This is a genomic window from Streptomyces odonnellii (assembly GCF_000981895.1).
GTDB classification, from domain to species: Bacteria; Actinomycetota; Actinomycetes; order Streptomycetales; family Streptomycetaceae; genus Streptomyces; species Streptomyces odonnellii.
This window is the reverse complement of record NZ_LATD01000468.1, coordinates 1-13,916: the sequence shown is the minus strand read 5'-3', so window position 1 is coordinate 13,916 and position 13,916 is coordinate 1. Positions and strand designations below refer to the sequence as shown.

The following is a 13,916-nucleotide window of genomic DNA, read 5'->3' as shown; positions in this document are numbered from 1 at the left end:
CGCGAATTGCGCAAGCGCAATTCGAATTCCCGCGTAAACGCGGGAATAGAATTCCGCAAGCGGAATTCTAACGGGACGTCAATTCGCGCTTGCGCGAATTGCGGGCAGCCGCGCAAGCGCGGATGCCTCGGCTGGCAGCAAGGGGAGGTGCATCACGTGCGAGCCTGTGTAGGGCTTGGGAATCCCAGCTACCACCCCCGCAAGGAGCGTGACGGGCCATCGGCCGGAGCGAGTGTCGGCCTCACCGCAGTGACGGGTTCCGCTGCGCTCCACCCTGACCACCCCCTTCATCCTTGGACTCGCACGGTCAAACTCACTAATACCCCGTCAGCATACACGTGAACTCGCTAACGGTGGGGCAGAATCCAACGATGCATCACCTGAGTGAGCGAACGCTCAACAAGAGTGATGCATCACGGCTACTTACTGTGTAGCGTTTGGGCTCCACCCGCGCCACCCCGACCCCGGCCGAAATAACTGCCGGTGGAATTCAGGATTGCGCGGCCTCGAATTGCTCAGCCACAGAACGGAAGCCCGATATGGGAGCGCTTGAATTCAGCGTGCGGAGGTACCGGAGCCGTCCGGCCCCCTGGGGCCGGGTGGCGGAACCGCCCACCGGCACCGGCCACGCTTCCTTGGTTTTGATCGTCACGGCTGGGACCACCCGAGACTCAGAGCCGCTGTTGCCGTCCACGACCCGCACTGGGGTGCCGGCCCGCACGCGAAGCCGCGCGCGCCACGACGGGGTCCGGCGCGCGGGCTGTGTTGCTGCTGTTGAGGGGGCGGATCCCACGGCGCGCCGGTACTTGATCACGGTGGGGAGATCCGGTATCACGCGCGCACGCTCTAGAGGCAAGAGCTGCACGTTTCCGCAGGTCAGGGAGTCGCGTTCCGGAAGATATGTCAGTGCAGGGCTGACATATCTCGGTCGGGATGTCAGCCGATCCTGACCGAGCAACATCGTTTCGTGGCAGTAGTGCCACCAAACGGGGCGCGGTGCGTCAGTCGACCGTTCGGCGCCGCGTCGGAGGCATAGGTCAGTCCAGGGCTGACGTACGGGTGACTTTCGTGTCGTTGCTGCCGCGTTTTGGTGGCACTACTGCCACGGTCGGCGCTATGGTTCTGGCGTCACGATGATCAAGGAGAGAGCGACCTCATGAGCTCAGGGCCCCTGGACGGCAGTGCAGCGCCGAACCTGCCCGGCGCGCCGTCCCGTCGCCGGCGGCGCCCGAAGCCGCCCCCCACCGCGTACAACCGGTCCTCCGGCTCCACGATCGATCTGCCCGCCGGCCACGCCGCCCAGGTCTTCCCGGTGGGCTCCAGCACGGGGTTCATCGGTGAGGCGTTCTCGATGGACAGCCTGGAGTTCATGCGCTGGGCTGCCGTCCGGTACGACGAGGACCGGTTCGTCCTGGTGGTGCTGTTCACGCTCATGGGGTCGCAGAAGCCCGGCGGCCTCATTGAGGCCAAGCACGAGGACATCGCCGCAGCCCTCGGGTACAGCCGTCCGCACATCAGCCGGGTCTTCAACGTCCTCGAGGCCGATGGGGCGCTGCGACGGGTCCAGCGGGGCGTGTACCAGCTGAACCCCGCCGCCTCGCTCAGGGGAGGGCTCAGGGAGCCGAGCAAGGCGGAGAAGAAGCGCTCCAAGCTGGGTACCAGTGACCGGGTGGAGCAGCTGGACCTGTTGCGGGAGATCATGGAGGACCCGGACGCGCCCGACGCGTTCCGGGCGATGGCCGCTCCTGGCGCGAAACTGGAAGTGCGCAAGGAGTCGGATGGGGAAGGGAAGGCCACGTCATGACATCCGCCGCCGAGGAATGGGTTCCGCGCCGCAACGTGCTATGGGGCAGCTTCAACGGCCTCGCGTACGTGCCGCGGCTGCCTCCCACCGCCTACACCCTGCTGCTGCACATGATGACCGAGCAGGAGCCCGGCGGCCTGGTCGTCGCCACCCACGACGAACTCTCCACCGGCCTGGCCATGGAGCGCGGGATGATCAGCCGAGCCATGCCGCACCTGGTTGCCGCCCGGCTCGTCACCGTGATCCGGCGCGGACGCTTCCAGCTCCACCCGATGATCGCCGCCTTCAGCGACCCCCGCGAGCAACAGCGTGCCGTTAAGGCCCTGCCGAAGGACATGCGGCTGGACGTCGGCGACTTCGAAGACGAGTACGAACGCCGCTTCCAGCTTCACATGGACGAGAAGGCCCGCAAGGCCGAGGCCAAAGCCAAGGGCAACGTCACTTCGATCGCCAAGCCGACCCGCCTCAAAAGCGTCCGCTGACGGCCACTACGACACGGCGCTGCACCCGTCGGTGCGGCGCCGTTCTCGTGCCCGGAGTCGTACATCGTTTCCCTCCAGGGGAAACCCACAGGTCAGCGGAGCGCGGCCCGAGCAAGCGGTAGCACCAGGTAAACCGGTTGGTTCTGGTTCTCCAGAACAAACCCGGCGAGCGCGTACATCGTTCCCCTGGAGGGGAAAGCCGCAGGTAGCAGGGCTAGTGAGCAGTACGGGCACAGCGTTGCATGCAGCAGCTGTGCATGGATCTCGCGTGGAACATCGCAAATCTGCGCTGTTATGCGACGGCGTGGGCGGGCCGGGGTCGTGCGGGCACCGTGGAGCAGCAGGCGCCGGCTGAAGGCAGCGCGGCCCGAGCAGCGTGCAGCAGCTGGCCGTGCTGCACCGGCCGGGGGCGGCCTGCTACCCGTGCAGCACCCGTGTGCCGCCTGGCCCATGCAAATGCTGCGCAGCAGTGCTGCACCTCGGACACCGCCCTGCTGTACCCGGCGACCACCACCAGGAGCACGAGCAGCAACCGGGGTAGCAGCACCAGGAGTAGCGGCTACAGCACGGTGCCGTGCAGGGCGCGCCGGTCGCCGGACATGGCGTAGCGGCGGGCAGCGAGCCCGTGTTCGAGGGGCTCGCCGATCTGCTCGCACAGCAGCGCCAGGGCGCCGGTCGCCGCCTCGGTGTCGGAGAGGTAGGCCGGAGCGACTTCGAGCATCAGCTCACCGATCGCGTACGAGCTGGCGGCGAGGTCGTCGACGACGCGGCGCAGCGCGGCGACGGTCGGGTCCGCCGGCGGATCGGCGGGCGGCGGTGGCGGTGCGGTGCGGATGTCGCGGACGGCCTGGCGGACCACGGCGCGCACCGTGGGCTCATCGAGGGCCTGGAGGCCGCTGTGGGCGAGCGTGGTGAGTCGGCGGGTGATCAGCTCCGCGACGTCGTCGGCGCGGCTGGAGACGGCGATCAGGGCGCGCTGGGACAGGCCGTAGTCGAGCGCGGCCGCGGCGGCCGGGCCGGTGTCTCGCGTGCGAGACGGATCGGTGCCGACCGCGACGGCGCCGTGGATCGCGGCGAGGGCGCGGGCGACGTCCAGGAGCCGGTACGCCTGCGCGCGGCTGATGCCGAACTCCGCGTCGCAGTACGCCTCCCAGCTCGGGTAGCCGAGCGGAAGCCAGACGCGGGCGGCGTGCGCGTCCCGGACCCGGGCGGCGAGGACCGCGACCGAGCGCCGCACGTCGTCCATGGCCTCCCGCAGCCCGGCCGTCACCTTCCGGGCCTGCGCCACGCTGGACGGCGGCCGCGCGGGTTCGGTGACGTTGCCTTGGTCGTGCTCGCCCATGACTCCATCGTCCTGCGCGCCGACCGCCCCGGCCAGGGCGCGCGGTCGCCTTCCTTGATGAGGTACGGCTGTGTCGTACGGGCCTGGCAGGGTGTGCCCGTGATCGAGATAGTGGTCGGCGTCATTGGCGCCGCAGCAACGCTGGTGGGTATGTGGTTCGGAGCGTGGCTCAGCCGACGGCAGCAGCGGGCTGATGCCGCTGTCGCGGAGCGCGAACAACGTCTTGCGCAGATGCAAGCACTGGTTGTCGCGGTCTCGGAGATGATGACGGCGCGCACTCTCTATGAGGAGACGTGGCTGAGCCGGACGACGCGGTGGCGCGTGGCCGGCATGGCTGTGATCGAGTTTTGGGCCGCCTGGCGGGTCCAGGGCGGCCGGTGGGAAAGCACGATGGCCGCCCTGGCGCCGTCAGCGAGGGTGATCGAGGGGTGGCAGCGGCGGAGCATCGAAGAGGCTGCTGCCCTGGCGCCGTACGCGGCCAGGGTCGCAGCAGCCGGGCTGCCGCTGGGCATGGCCGACGATCCGGAGTTGGCCGCGGCCGCGCAGAAACTCCTGGACGCGTGCCTGGAGAACCAGGGTGAGGCAGCAGTACAGGAGGCTATTGCCGGGCTGCGGACCGTGTTCTACGGGCAGGACCAGGCATCGTCGGCTTCATGACGCCGGACTGGCCTCAGGGCTGGTGGCGCTTTTCGTGTGACCCCGGGGGGTGCCGGATTGGCTTTCCCGCCATACGGCAGTGCAGGATTCTCGCAGAGCATCCGGCCCGTCAACTGCCTTTCTTCCGGGAGTTGACGGAGATGTTCGCGGGGGGTGGCGGTCCAAGCCAGTGCACGTGCCCTCTGCTTGACCGTCGTGATCCCACCACGCAGAAGGGGAGCCCGACGCCGTACCCGTGCTTTGGCCGGCTGGGTATGGCAGAGGACTCCCCGGTGTCGCGTTGGGATCACATCCGAGCGAGAGAAATCACGAGACATGAATTCCGAAGCGACACCGCAAAACAGTACAGCAGCACAAGTGATCTCCAGGCTTGCGCAGGTCAGCCAGGTGGCCCCTTCCATCGTCGCGCTGCTGGCCATGGTCGCCATCTGCGTCCTGGCCGCCCGAGGAGACACGGCGCAGATCGGTGCTGTGGCCTGGTTCGGCGGCACAGTGTTCGCCGGCGGCACCCTTGTCAGCGTGAGCGTCCGCATCCGTCGCTGACCCCTGCGGTCACGCACGGCTTGCAGGGACAGCGCCCCCGTGCCCGGCATTCCAACCGCCGGGCACGGGGGCGCTGTACGTACGGCCGCACCCGAGCCGGACGATGTCCAGGACGGACAGGTGCCACGGCGCGTGCGCGGAACCTGCCGCCGCCGTACGGAAGTCACTCGCTGACGGTGCGGGCGGGGTGAACTCGGCAGACGATGGACGTGGAGGTGATCGCGATGAGCCACAACAGCGGGAGGAGCCGCGGATATAAAAGCGGTGCGATGACTCCCAAGGACGCTTCGCGGATTCAGTCCAAGTCCGCCAAGGACCCGTCGAGCAGGTCGGCGAAGACAGACTTCGGGCCCCGCGCCCAGTCGGCCGGAGACCGCAACAGGAACACGAAGGGGCACGATTCGCCGTAAGACTCCCCAGGTCTGCCAGGGGAGGGGCTCGGAGGTCCGAGAGTGTGTGAAGTCAGCCGCCGGGCGTCCAGGTCCGTAGGGCGGCGGCGATGTCGCGGACGGACAGCGCCCCGACCATGATCTGCTCAGTCAGTCCTGTGGCCTGGTCGGCGGAGATCTTCACGGCGCGGCCGCTGGAGCTGAGGAAGGCGGCGGCTACCGCGGCTGCGTACAGCTCGTTGGAGTGCTCCAGCGCCGGCAGCCGGATGAGGGACTGCATCAGAGCGGCGGCCCGGTGATGGGGCTCCCTGTAGACGGTGATGCCCATGACCACCGCGCAGTGCCGGGCCCGGGCCGCTTCGAGTGCGCCGTAGTCGACGATGTCGGGATCGCCGGGGAGCTGCTCCTGGGCGATCCGAAGGAGCCAGCGGAGGTCGACGGTTAAGATCACGCGGCGTGTTCTCCAGCGGTGCGGGGACGGGGGCCGAATCGTTCGGCGAAGGCGTGGCCGTGCTCGGTGATGAACTGCTGGGAGCCGCTGAGGAAGCGGGCCTCGGCTACGTCGTCCGCGAGCATGCCAGCAACATACTCCTCCGTGGGCACGTGCTTACTGGCTGCGAGGATCTGGAGCTGTTCGTACACGTCGTCCGGAACGCTGATGTGCAGCTCACGGTTGGCGTCGGGTGTCTGGGCGGTCATGACGGTCTCCTGGCGGGTGGAGAACAACGACGGATGTCGAGGCGGCAGGGGCCGACGGGCCCCGCCGGTTGACGCCTCATGTGTCATACCGTAGCGATAAATCCCACCTGGGTTGCATTACCAATGAAGGCGACGGCTCCGCTCCCGGCGGCTGCAATGGCAGGGCGGGACGTCGGTTGCCTGCGCGGCTCAGAGGCTCCATCCGATGCGGGTGAAGACGTAGCCGCGCTCTGCCAGTTCCTCTCGGGAGTCGGTCTGCTCCCGCGCCCACACCAGGGGAAGGACCAGGTCCTCCTCGGAGGCGGCTGTGGGGTAGTCGGCCCAGATGCCTCCCTCGTTGTCCAGCCATACGGAGGCGTACTGCGCGGACTGGTCCACCTGCGGCATTCCGAAGGTGGAGACCAGCTCGGTGAGGCAGACGGCGATCCGGGACAGGACACACCCGCGCGCCTTCAACTCGCCTCGGGGGATAGGACGGTCGTCAGCCCACACCAGCGGCAGAACGTCGTCGCCCGGCGGCACGGTGGGGTAGTCGGCCCACACACCACCGTCTTCCTCCAGCCACACGGCCGCATGGGCGTCGGTGGGAGCCGTCTCCAGCGCCGTGACGCAGGCTCGTACGTGATCGGGAGGGCGGGCCTCCTGGTGCCGGCAGGGCTCGCGAACGGAGCCCATGGCCGGGAATTTCGTGGTCACGCTTTCCCGCTTTCAGTAGTCCAGATCCAAATAGTCGATGTCGTTGATTGCCACGTCCGAGAGTCCCATAGCGCGGCCCCCGCCGTCCTGGAAATAGATTTCTTTAAATCCTTCGGCGATGATTCCGCGCATCTGCTGGTCGCTGGCCCCGGCATCGCGGGCGGCGAACAGGCGGCGGGCGTACTCCGCGGGGAGGTGCACGGTGAGTCGCCGGAACCGTCCGTCGTCGGTCGTGCCGACCGGCGCGGTGTACCCGAACCGGGCCCGGGTCTCCACGGTGATCCCGCCGGTCGTGGCGGCCTGGCGCTGCCGGCGCTTGCGTACCTGCGGCTGCCAGCGGGCCCGTACCGCGTCGTCGATCTTCGCGGCGACGTCGGCGCGGGCGTGCTTGCGGGCACCGCGTCGGTAGCGGTTCACCGAGTCGGCGGTGACCCCGAGCTCCTGCGCGACGGCCTTCGAGCTGCCCAACTGCTTGAGCAGGTAGCCGATCTGACCCTTGAGGGTCTTCGGCGGCTCCCGGGTGAAGCTTTCCCGGTCGGCCCGTTCGATCGCGTCCTCGATCTCCCTCACGCCCTACTCTCCTTCGTCCAGGACGGCGTCGCCGCCCTTGATGTGGCGGGCCGGGTTGAGGCCCTTCTCCATCAGGTCGACCGCCCACAGCATCGACTGGACGCCCTCCAGCTTCGCCAGGCCCGGTGTCGGTCCGAGGCGGAACCCGCCCGGCTGCGGCTTACCGGACGCCGCGTACGGCAGGAAGGCGAGCGGGCTGTCGCCGGGGCTCGGGTAGACGACGCAGTCGGACAGCACGGCGAGCGGGAACAGGCCCGTCATCTTCGCCATGTTGTTGAGCTTGCGGTGCATGTTGACCCGGGCCTTGCTGATGACGGCAGCGCGGATGTCCGGGCGCCAGGTCGGCCGCTGAAGGGCCGGCCACGTCTCGCCCTCCTTGTAGGACTTGCCCTGCGGGCGCTCCCGCAGCTTTCCCACGCCGCCCTTCACGGTCGCCTTGATGGCGGACAGGACGGCGGCCATCGCCGGGTCGACCTGCTTGTGCTGCTCCATCGCAGCGAGGAAGGCCCGGTCGTCCAGGTCCCGGGTGACCCCGAGGTCGGCGAGCGTGTCGACGTACGCCGTCTTGAGGCGGTCGTGCCACGGGTCCAGGTACGCGCCGGTCTCACGGCGCAGGTACGCCTCGATCGGGTGCACGTCGTGCCCGAGCTCCTGGGCGTAGGCGACGGTGTGCGTCTGGTACCAGGCCGGCCCCGTCGGCCGGGTGCCGTCCGGGGTGAACGGTGAAGGTAGGCGCGGGTCCAGCCCGATGTGGGAGAGGTCGACCAGCCAGCTCCCGGGGATCTTCGGGTTGAACTTCGGAGTGTGGAAGTGGTCGGGGGAGGAGAGGCCGACGACCAGGCGGGCCGCGGCGGCGAGGAACGCCGTGTTCAGGTCCAGGCCGACCGCGAACGGCAGCGTGCACTCCTCATCGGACAGTGTCTCCACCGACCGCACCCACTGGTACGCCTCTTCGTTGAGGAAGCCGCCCGTCCAGCCCGAGTTCACGACGACGGGATGTTCCGGGGTGGCCTCCGGTGGCGCCGGGTTCATCGGCTCCGTGCCCAGCGAGCCCGCGTTGTAGCCGGACACCCAGTTCCCGGTTTCCGGGTCCTGCACGGCCTTCGTCGGTGGGCGCAGCGCGGTCATCAGCTCCAGGCCGGAGACGGCGGTGGAGCCGCGCGGGGTGATGACCCGGGTCGCGTACACCCCGAGGACACGGGCGATGTCGGCCGGCTCCATGTCCGCGACACCGGGCCAGGACCGCTCATCGAGGGCGTCCCAGGACAGGATGGCGAGCTGCACGCACTGCCGCTCGCGCCCCTGCGCCTTGCGGTAGATCCGCGCCCACGGGCCGAACCCGCGCTGCGTCAGCTGCCACTTCGCCTTCGCCACCTGTTTGACCACCGAGTGGTCCTCGGGCAGACGCAGAGAGCGCCGCTGCTCGTGGCCCTCCAGACGCTCCGGCAGCCCGAGCTTCACGGCAGCCGCGGCGGTGAGCACGATCAGCGGGTCGCTGTCCTTGCCGTACCGGTTCAACTTCGCGGCACCGAGACCGGACTCCTTGAGCGTCCACTCCACCAGATCCGGGACCGTGGTCGCCGGACAGTCGAGCACGATGCCGCCGACGCCGTACGCGGAACCGTCGCCGTCCAGCACGGCGAGCGGGCCGTGCGGGAACCGCGGGTCGACGGCAGGCTTCGCGGCCTTCTTCGCCGTCGGACGCCGCGACGACGTCGCCGGGCGCGCGGCCGCACGGGACGGACGCTCAGGGGCGGCTTGGACGGCGGGAGCCTCCGCCGGCGCGGCGGCTTCCGGCTCGGGCGCGGCCGGGCCGGTGAACGTGGCCGGCGCCTCCGGCTGCGGTACGGCCACCGAGGCCGGGGCGGGGGCGCCGTGGGCGGGGTACTTCGCCGCCCAGCCGTCCAGTAGCCGCTGATACGCCTCCAGACGCGGCGACTTCGGCTCGGTCCGGCCATTTTCCCAGTTCTTCACCGTCTGCGTCGTGCTCTTGAGGGCCGTCGCGAGGCGGGCCTGGGTGATACCGGCGGCCTCACGGAGCCGGGCGCGCTCCGCCGGGGGCGGGAGCTGCGGCTCCTCCTCCAGCAGAGCGTCGATGTTCGCGAACAACTCTTCCTCAGTTGCCATTTGCGTCTACCTCCACCGTGAACACTAGCAGCACTACCCCTCACATTTAACCCGTTCCCTTAACTCGATCGGATTTTGTTTTGTTAAGAAAGGTGACGTTTTGTGATGCTTTGTCGATCAGACTTGGACGCGACGGCTGGCGGCGTCGATGAAGGCGTTCTGCGCGGTCCGGGCTTCGTCGGCGCGCCGGTCGCGGTCGGCCTGGTCGACGATCCGGTCGGCGCCCCAGGACGCGCGAGTCGTCGGCGAGCAGCTGGAGTTCGGTTAGGGCCTCGCCGACGGCGGTGCGCGCTTCGAGCGCGGCCGTCTTGGCGGCCTCCTGGTCCGCTTCGGGGGCGCCTGGCTACTCCCTGACCTGCACCGGGTACGACGACCTGCTGCGCCTCGCTCGCGGACGCCGCAAGATCTGCAAGGCCGCGACCGAGAAGCTCTACACGGAGGCGCCTACTGGCCGGACTGTGAAATGCCGCGGACGAGCTGGGCCAGGATGTCCGTGATTCCCTGACCGACCGATGTCGGGGCGAGCAGTACGCCCAGGGCGAGCACGATCACCACGGTCATCCGCTCGTCACGCCTGCTCCTGGCCTCCGTGCGCCGGCGCAGCCGCAGGACGACGATGACAGCGAGCAGTACGGCTACGTTGATCGTCAGCACTTGCCCGGACCCCCTGTCGGCACCAGCCGCCCCCGCCCGACCGCGGAGACGGATATCCCAGTCCCCCTGTGTAGCCCGAACTCCCCAGCTGTGCGCCTCAGTTACCGATGGTTGACGCAAAGCGATCTCGTGGCCGGATCGGCAGGCTCGGAAGTGGCGCCTCTCGCGGTGGCCCGGGCGTTCAGCCAGGGGAGGGCGGTTCAGAGGTAGACGGCGCGGACGACGGTGACCGCCAGGACGTTGTCGCTGATGTAGTAGCGGATCACGACACTCCTGCGTGAGGTTCGCCCCGCGCAGGCGATGCCGTTGTGAGCCCCCGCCGTACGCGGACCGGCCCTCATCCGGAAGTCACGGAGCCGTCCCGTCACCATGGGGCTCCCGGCGCGAAAGGCAAATCCGCTGGTCTCACCGCCTGTTGTGCCGGCACCGAAACAGTCGGCGCTGAACGGGGACTTGAGGTGATCTCGGACGTGCGCCGCAAGTCCTGCGGCCGGGCTGCCCGTTCATGGGCGGATGCCGTGTTTTCCCTGGCCAGCGGGATCTTTTTGCACAAGCCGCGAACGACTCATCCCGCCCGTATCGGCCTGGTGGGCGGGAGCCGGACCGGTCTCGCTGACGAGGCGACAACGATGTCTGTCAGTGACGGTTCAACCGATCCGGATGTTTCGGATGTGAGATGCGCAACTGCCGTCTGCGGAACCGGCACGCCGTTCCGGACGGTGCGTCAGTCTCCTTCGCAGGTAGAGGCGTTGGCCTCCAACGGTTGTCACTCATATGATCTTGACCTGTCGCCCTCAGTAACACCGGGCGTCCCGGCCGTACGGCGTCGGCGGATACATGCGGTAGCAGCGTGCCCTGCGGAGCGCGGGTACTCTACGAGCTACCAAAGCCGCCCCTGGGGTCCTTGCCTCTCGTGAGCCCTCCGCGGAGTCCACGAAGGTCGTGGGCCCACAGAAGGGGGTGGACCCGATGGCTCACCAGCCGAAGGGACACTGCAGCTGCTGTAAGGCGGACCGCCGCTACAAGTGGATCCGCAGAGGCTCGGCAGTCTTCGCGATCATCAGACTCGCGTGGGACTACCTGGCCTGACGCAACGGCCCCGACCAAAAGGCCGGGGCTCGTTACGGCAGACGGTGTTGAGGTAAGGGGCCTCACCCAGAGCTTCGCGGGCGACGGGTGGGGCCTTCTTCGTGCCCGTATGCTCATTACCGTTGCGTAGGCAAGCGTATTCATCAAGTGTGACGTCCGTCACTTGCCGCCTGTGCAACGGTCCCCATCTTGCCTGGCTCAAGTAGCTAGCGTCGACCGGGGGTCACATGTTGATCAGGGAGATGACCCCCCAAACCGGGCAATGGGCCAGCTCATCGCGCCTATCACCCCGTGTCATGTGACACACGTAACACTCGTAAGAGAGACTTTCCGCACCCAAGCGGTCGCCAGATAGGCGGCTTTTGTCGCAACTTCACATATGCCGAAACCATCCCTCGCTGTGAGCGGGCGCACTCTACCCGACCCCTCGGACAACAGCACCTGCCTCCATCGGCACTGCCCATTCGACGCGGGTGGCCTCTGGCAGCCGGTCACCGAGGAAACCAGTCGACCCCGGTCACGCGGATGAGCGGAGCGTGGCAGGCTGCGCCGCCGCAGCCGCCGTCCCGGCCTCCTTCGCCGCGCGTTCTGCCCGTGCCCGGCGCAGGGCCACCGCGTGGGAGACATCGGCTTCACGACGGCGCTGAGTGCGGGCCGCCTCGATCGGGGCCGGCGCATCGTCCGGCGCCGTCTCCGGCTCGGAGAACGCCTGGAGGCTGAGCACGCGCATCGCGGCGGTCTGCCGCTCCACCGCCTCCGCAATGCCCGGGTCCACCCGGCGCGGCGGCGCAGCCTCCCGGTGCGCCGCAATGGCGCGGCGGTAGCCCTCGCACGCCGTCTCCCTGGTTCTCGCCGGGCCGGTGGGCGCGGCCGGGACCGAGTCTGCCGGTACGACGTCGGCGGGACCGGGCGCAGGTGCGGCGCCGGGCGGCAGGATCCGCAGGGCGCGGACGACCGTACGGCCCGCCGCCTTGTTCGCGGCCTCAACGACCAGGTCTGCTCCAGGCGGGTCTTCGTCGCCCAGGCCGACGACTCCGGGCACACGGTCAGCCGGCCGGAGTCCGGGTCGTACGCCACAGCCGCGACGTGCCCGGCCAGTTCGGGGGCGATGGCCGCCCACCGCTCCCGCAGGGAGGCGCCGGCGGCCGGGAGCTCCCATGCCCGCTCGGTGACCAGCGCGCCGATCGCGGCACCGAGGCCCATCGGCTCGCGTCCGTCGCGCCGCACCGTACGGACCGGCCGCGGCTTCTGCTTCGCCTTCCGGCCTCCGTTCTTGCGCGCCGCCTCCATCGCGGACCGCAGCGCGACCCGGGCCAGGTCGACGCCGGACGCCTCGCCGCCGCTCATGCCCGCCCCCAGGTGGTGTGCCCGAGGACCAGGTGGCGGGTGCCGGACAGGCGCTGCGCCTGGTCGACCAGTCGGTGGCTGAATAGACGCCTCGCCGACGTCTCGCCGTAGCGGTCGATGTGGTCGAAGACAACCTGGTGGTCCTTCATCGCCCGCACCCGCCAGTCCCGGACCTGCTCGCGGGTCAGGTCTTCGAGGACGAGCTCCTGCTCCTGGTCCACGTCGTCGACGTCCGGGCCGGGCGCGGCGACCGGACGCGGCGCTGGCAGCACCACCGGCACCATCGGCGCGGCCCGGACGTCGGCGGCCGGCTGCGCGGCCGCGGCTTCGGCACGGGCCTGAGCTGCGGCGGCCTGCCGGGCGCGGACCTGCTCCCACTCGTGCTCGCGGGCCCACGCTCTGGCCGTCACGTCCTGGTGCAGCTGCTCCTCGGTGGCCGTACGGCGCTCCGCCTCGGAGGCATTGGGCATCGCGGCGTCGACGGCGGCCGCGACCGCGCGGCGCTGGGCACGGCGGTCGGCCTGCCGGTCCTCGCAGCGCGGGCAGTCCCGGCCGGAGTCGAGCAGCACCCGGTCGTCGCACCGCACATCACCGCACTGCCGGCGCTGCGGCAGGGCCAGGCCGATCAGCCAGCCCACCGGGTCCTCGATCGGCCCACCCAGCCGCATCTGGTCCTCCAGGCGCCGGGCCAGCCGGTCGGCGAGGACCTGCGGCGCATCCGTACGACCGACGAACCCGACCACCCGGGCCAGCTCGCTACGGGCGGCGGCCTCCACCAGGCGGCGGGCGGCCGGACGCTCCAGCCGCGCCCACACCAGGTCGACCGGGGCCAGGACAGCCCGCAGATCCTCCGGCGGCAGAGGCACCCTCCCCCGCTGCCGCCTGCCCTGACCTTCACCGTCCACGACCCACACCGGAGCGCCGGCCACCGGCCCGTGGCCGCCCTTCAGGCTTTCGACGACCGGGGACTTCTTCGGCTGTTCCCCGCGCAGCGGGCCGCCCTCCGCCACCGGAGACCCGGCCGCGGCAACGGCGTCCTCGCTGTGGCCGGCCTGGTCCTCGCGCACGCACACGCGCTCCGGCCGACGGCCCCCACCCCCACGGCCTTCGCCGGAAAAACCACAAGAGAGCTGCGGAGGAACTACAGGAGTAACCGAAGAAGCGTGGTCTGCGTGGAGCTCTGCACCATCGGGACGCTCCTGATCGACCGCCCCCTCAGCGCCCTCAGCACCGCCGATCCCAGACGTACCAAGGGCACCAGCAATACCGGCGGGAGCATGATCTCCGACTGCACTATCGGGACGCTGCGAAAACACCGACTCGGAGCCCGAAACAGCCTCCACAGAGGCCAGCGTGCGGCCGTACGCGCGGGCCACCGGCAGCAGCATGACCCGGCCCCGACCGCGCATCCGCGTCGCCGTCGCCTTGTGCTGCCGCGCCACCACACCGGCCTCCGTCAGCCTGGCCAGCACCTTCCGCGCCCCCGCCGGCGAGCAGCCCAGCAGCCGGGCCAGCGT

14 protein-coding genes and 1 pseudogene are annotated in these 13,916 nt (G+C 69.6%); 4 read left to right on the top strand and 11 right to left on the bottom strand.

From position 1 onward, the window contains the following. The first annotated feature begins 1,156 nt into the window (after nt 1-1,156). On the top strand, nt 1,157-1,804 hold the full coding sequence (locus tag WH07_RS33210) for a helix-turn-helix domain-containing protein (protein WP_052744642.1): 648 nt from the start codon (nt 1,157-1,159) through the stop codon (nt 1,802-1,804). Next, a complete protein-coding gene (locus tag WH07_RS33205; RefSeq protein ID WP_046508400.1) occupies nt 1,801-2,286 on the top strand; it encodes a hypothetical protein in 486 nt (161 codons plus the stop codon). The genes WH07_RS33210 and WH07_RS33205 overlap by 4 nt, the downstream gene beginning before the upstream one ends. A 559-nt stretch (nt 2,287-2,845) precedes the next feature. On the opposite strand, the gene WH07_RS38420 is transcribed toward WH07_RS33205, so the two are convergent. Next, nucleotides 2,846-3,628 (bottom strand): hypothetical protein, encoded by a 783-nt coding sequence (locus tag WH07_RS38420; protein ID WP_079023764.1) that lies wholly within the window; start codon nt 3,626-3,628, stop codon nt 2,846-2,848. 99 nt (nt 3,629-3,727) lie between these two features. Here WH07_RS38420 and WH07_RS33190 point away from each other — a divergent pair, with 99 nt between their 5' ends. Further along, nucleotides 3,728-4,285: a hypothetical protein gene (locus tag WH07_RS33190; RefSeq protein ID WP_157877483.1), complete on the top strand. Its 558-nt coding sequence runs from the start codon at nt 3,728-3,730 to the stop codon at nt 4,283-4,285. Between the two features lie 315 nt (nt 4,286-4,600). Next, nucleotides 4,601-4,828, top strand: coding sequence for a hypothetical protein (locus WH07_RS33185; protein ID WP_157877482.1), 228 nt, complete (start codon nt 4,601-4,603; stop codon nt 4,826-4,828). A 462-nt stretch (nt 4,829-5,290) separates the two neighbouring features. On the opposite strand, the gene WH07_RS33180 is transcribed toward WH07_RS33185, so the two are convergent. The 10 genes and pseudogenes from WH07_RS33180 to WH07_RS36500 form a co-directional block, all read right to left on the bottom strand. Continuing rightward, nucleotides 5,291-5,668, bottom strand: coding sequence for a hypothetical protein (locus tag WH07_RS33180; RefSeq protein WP_046508394.1), 378 nt, complete (start codon nt 5,666-5,668; stop codon nt 5,291-5,293). Then, on the bottom strand, nt 5,665-5,916 hold the full coding sequence (locus WH07_RS33175) for a hypothetical protein (RefSeq protein ID WP_046508393.1): 252 nt from the start codon (nt 5,914-5,916) through the stop codon (nt 5,665-5,667). The genes WH07_RS33180 and WH07_RS33175 overlap by 4 nt, the downstream gene beginning before the upstream one ends. Before the next feature lie 189 nt (nt 5,917-6,105). After that, on the bottom strand, nt 6,106-6,612 hold the full coding sequence (locus WH07_RS33170; protein ID WP_157877481.1) for a hypothetical protein: 507 nt from the start codon (nt 6,610-6,612) through the stop codon (nt 6,106-6,108). 12 nt (nt 6,613-6,624) lie between these two features. Beyond that, a complete protein-coding gene (tpg, locus tag WH07_RS33165) occupies nt 6,625-7,182 on the bottom strand; it encodes a telomere-protecting terminal protein Tpg (protein ID WP_046508389.1) in 558 nt (185 codons plus the stop codon). Nucleotides 7,183-7,185: 3 nt separating this feature from the next. Further along, nucleotides 7,186-9,309, bottom strand: coding sequence for a telomere-associated protein Tap (gene tap, locus WH07_RS33160; RefSeq protein WP_046508387.1), 2,124 nt, complete (start codon nt 9,307-9,309; stop codon nt 7,186-7,188). A gap of 444 nt (nt 9,310-9,753) precedes the next feature. After that, on the bottom strand, nt 9,754-9,963 hold the full coding sequence (locus WH07_RS33155) for a hypothetical protein (protein WP_046508384.1): 210 nt from the start codon (nt 9,961-9,963) through the stop codon (nt 9,754-9,756). A 200-nt stretch (nt 9,964-10,163) separates the two neighbouring features. Further along, nucleotides 10,164-10,334, bottom strand: a complete 171-nt coding sequence (locus WH07_RS40080) for a hypothetical protein (protein ID WP_157877480.1) — start codon at nt 10,332-10,334, stop codon at nt 10,164-10,166. Nucleotides 10,335-11,569: 1,235 nt separating this feature from the next. Beyond that, complete coding sequence (locus tag WH07_RS42045; protein WP_332836391.1) at nt 11,570-12,094, bottom strand: hypothetical protein; 525 nt, start codon at nt 12,092-12,094, stop codon at nt 11,570-11,572. Between the two features lie 11 nt (nt 12,095-12,105). Continuing rightward, a pseudogene (locus WH07_RS42040) lies at nt 12,106-12,255 on the bottom strand (DUF721 domain-containing protein); the annotation flags it as partial. Nucleotides 12,256-12,395: 140 nt separating this feature from the next. Continuing rightward, complete coding sequence (locus tag WH07_RS36500; protein ID WP_052744641.1) at nt 12,396-13,466, bottom strand: hypothetical protein; 1,071 nt, start codon at nt 13,464-13,466, stop codon at nt 12,396-12,398. Between the last annotated feature and the right edge of the window lie 450 nt (nt 13,467-13,916).

What these genes read in the sequence shown, in the direction of transcription:
- WH07_RS33175 (WP_046508393.1), bottom strand. Translation starts at nt 5,916, where the DNA reads ATGACCGCCCAGACACCCGACGCCAACCGTGAGCTGCACATCAGCGTT.
- WH07_RS33185 (WP_157877482.1), top strand. Translation starts at nt 4,601, where the DNA reads ATGAATTCCGAAGCGACACCGCAAAACAGTACAGCAGCACAAGTGATC.
- WH07_RS33210 (WP_052744642.1), top strand. Translation starts at nt 1,157, where the DNA reads ATGAGCTCAGGGCCCCTGGACGGCAGTGCAGCGCCGAACCTGCCCGGC.
- WH07_RS40080 (WP_157877480.1), bottom strand. Translation starts at nt 10,334, where the DNA reads ATGGTGACGGGACGGCTCCGTGACTTCCGGATGAGGGCCGGTCCGCGT.
- WH07_RS38420 (WP_079023764.1), bottom strand. Translation starts at nt 3,628, where the DNA reads ATGGGCGAGCACGACCAAGGCAACGTCACCGAACCCGCGCGGCCGCCG.
- WH07_RS33205 (WP_046508400.1), top strand. Translation starts at nt 1,801, where the DNA reads ATGACATCCGCCGCCGAGGAATGGGTTCCGCGCCGCAACGTGCTATGG.
- tap (WP_046508387.1), bottom strand. Translation starts at nt 9,309, where the DNA reads ATGGCAACTGAGGAAGAGTTGTTCGCGAACATCGACGCTCTGCTGGAG.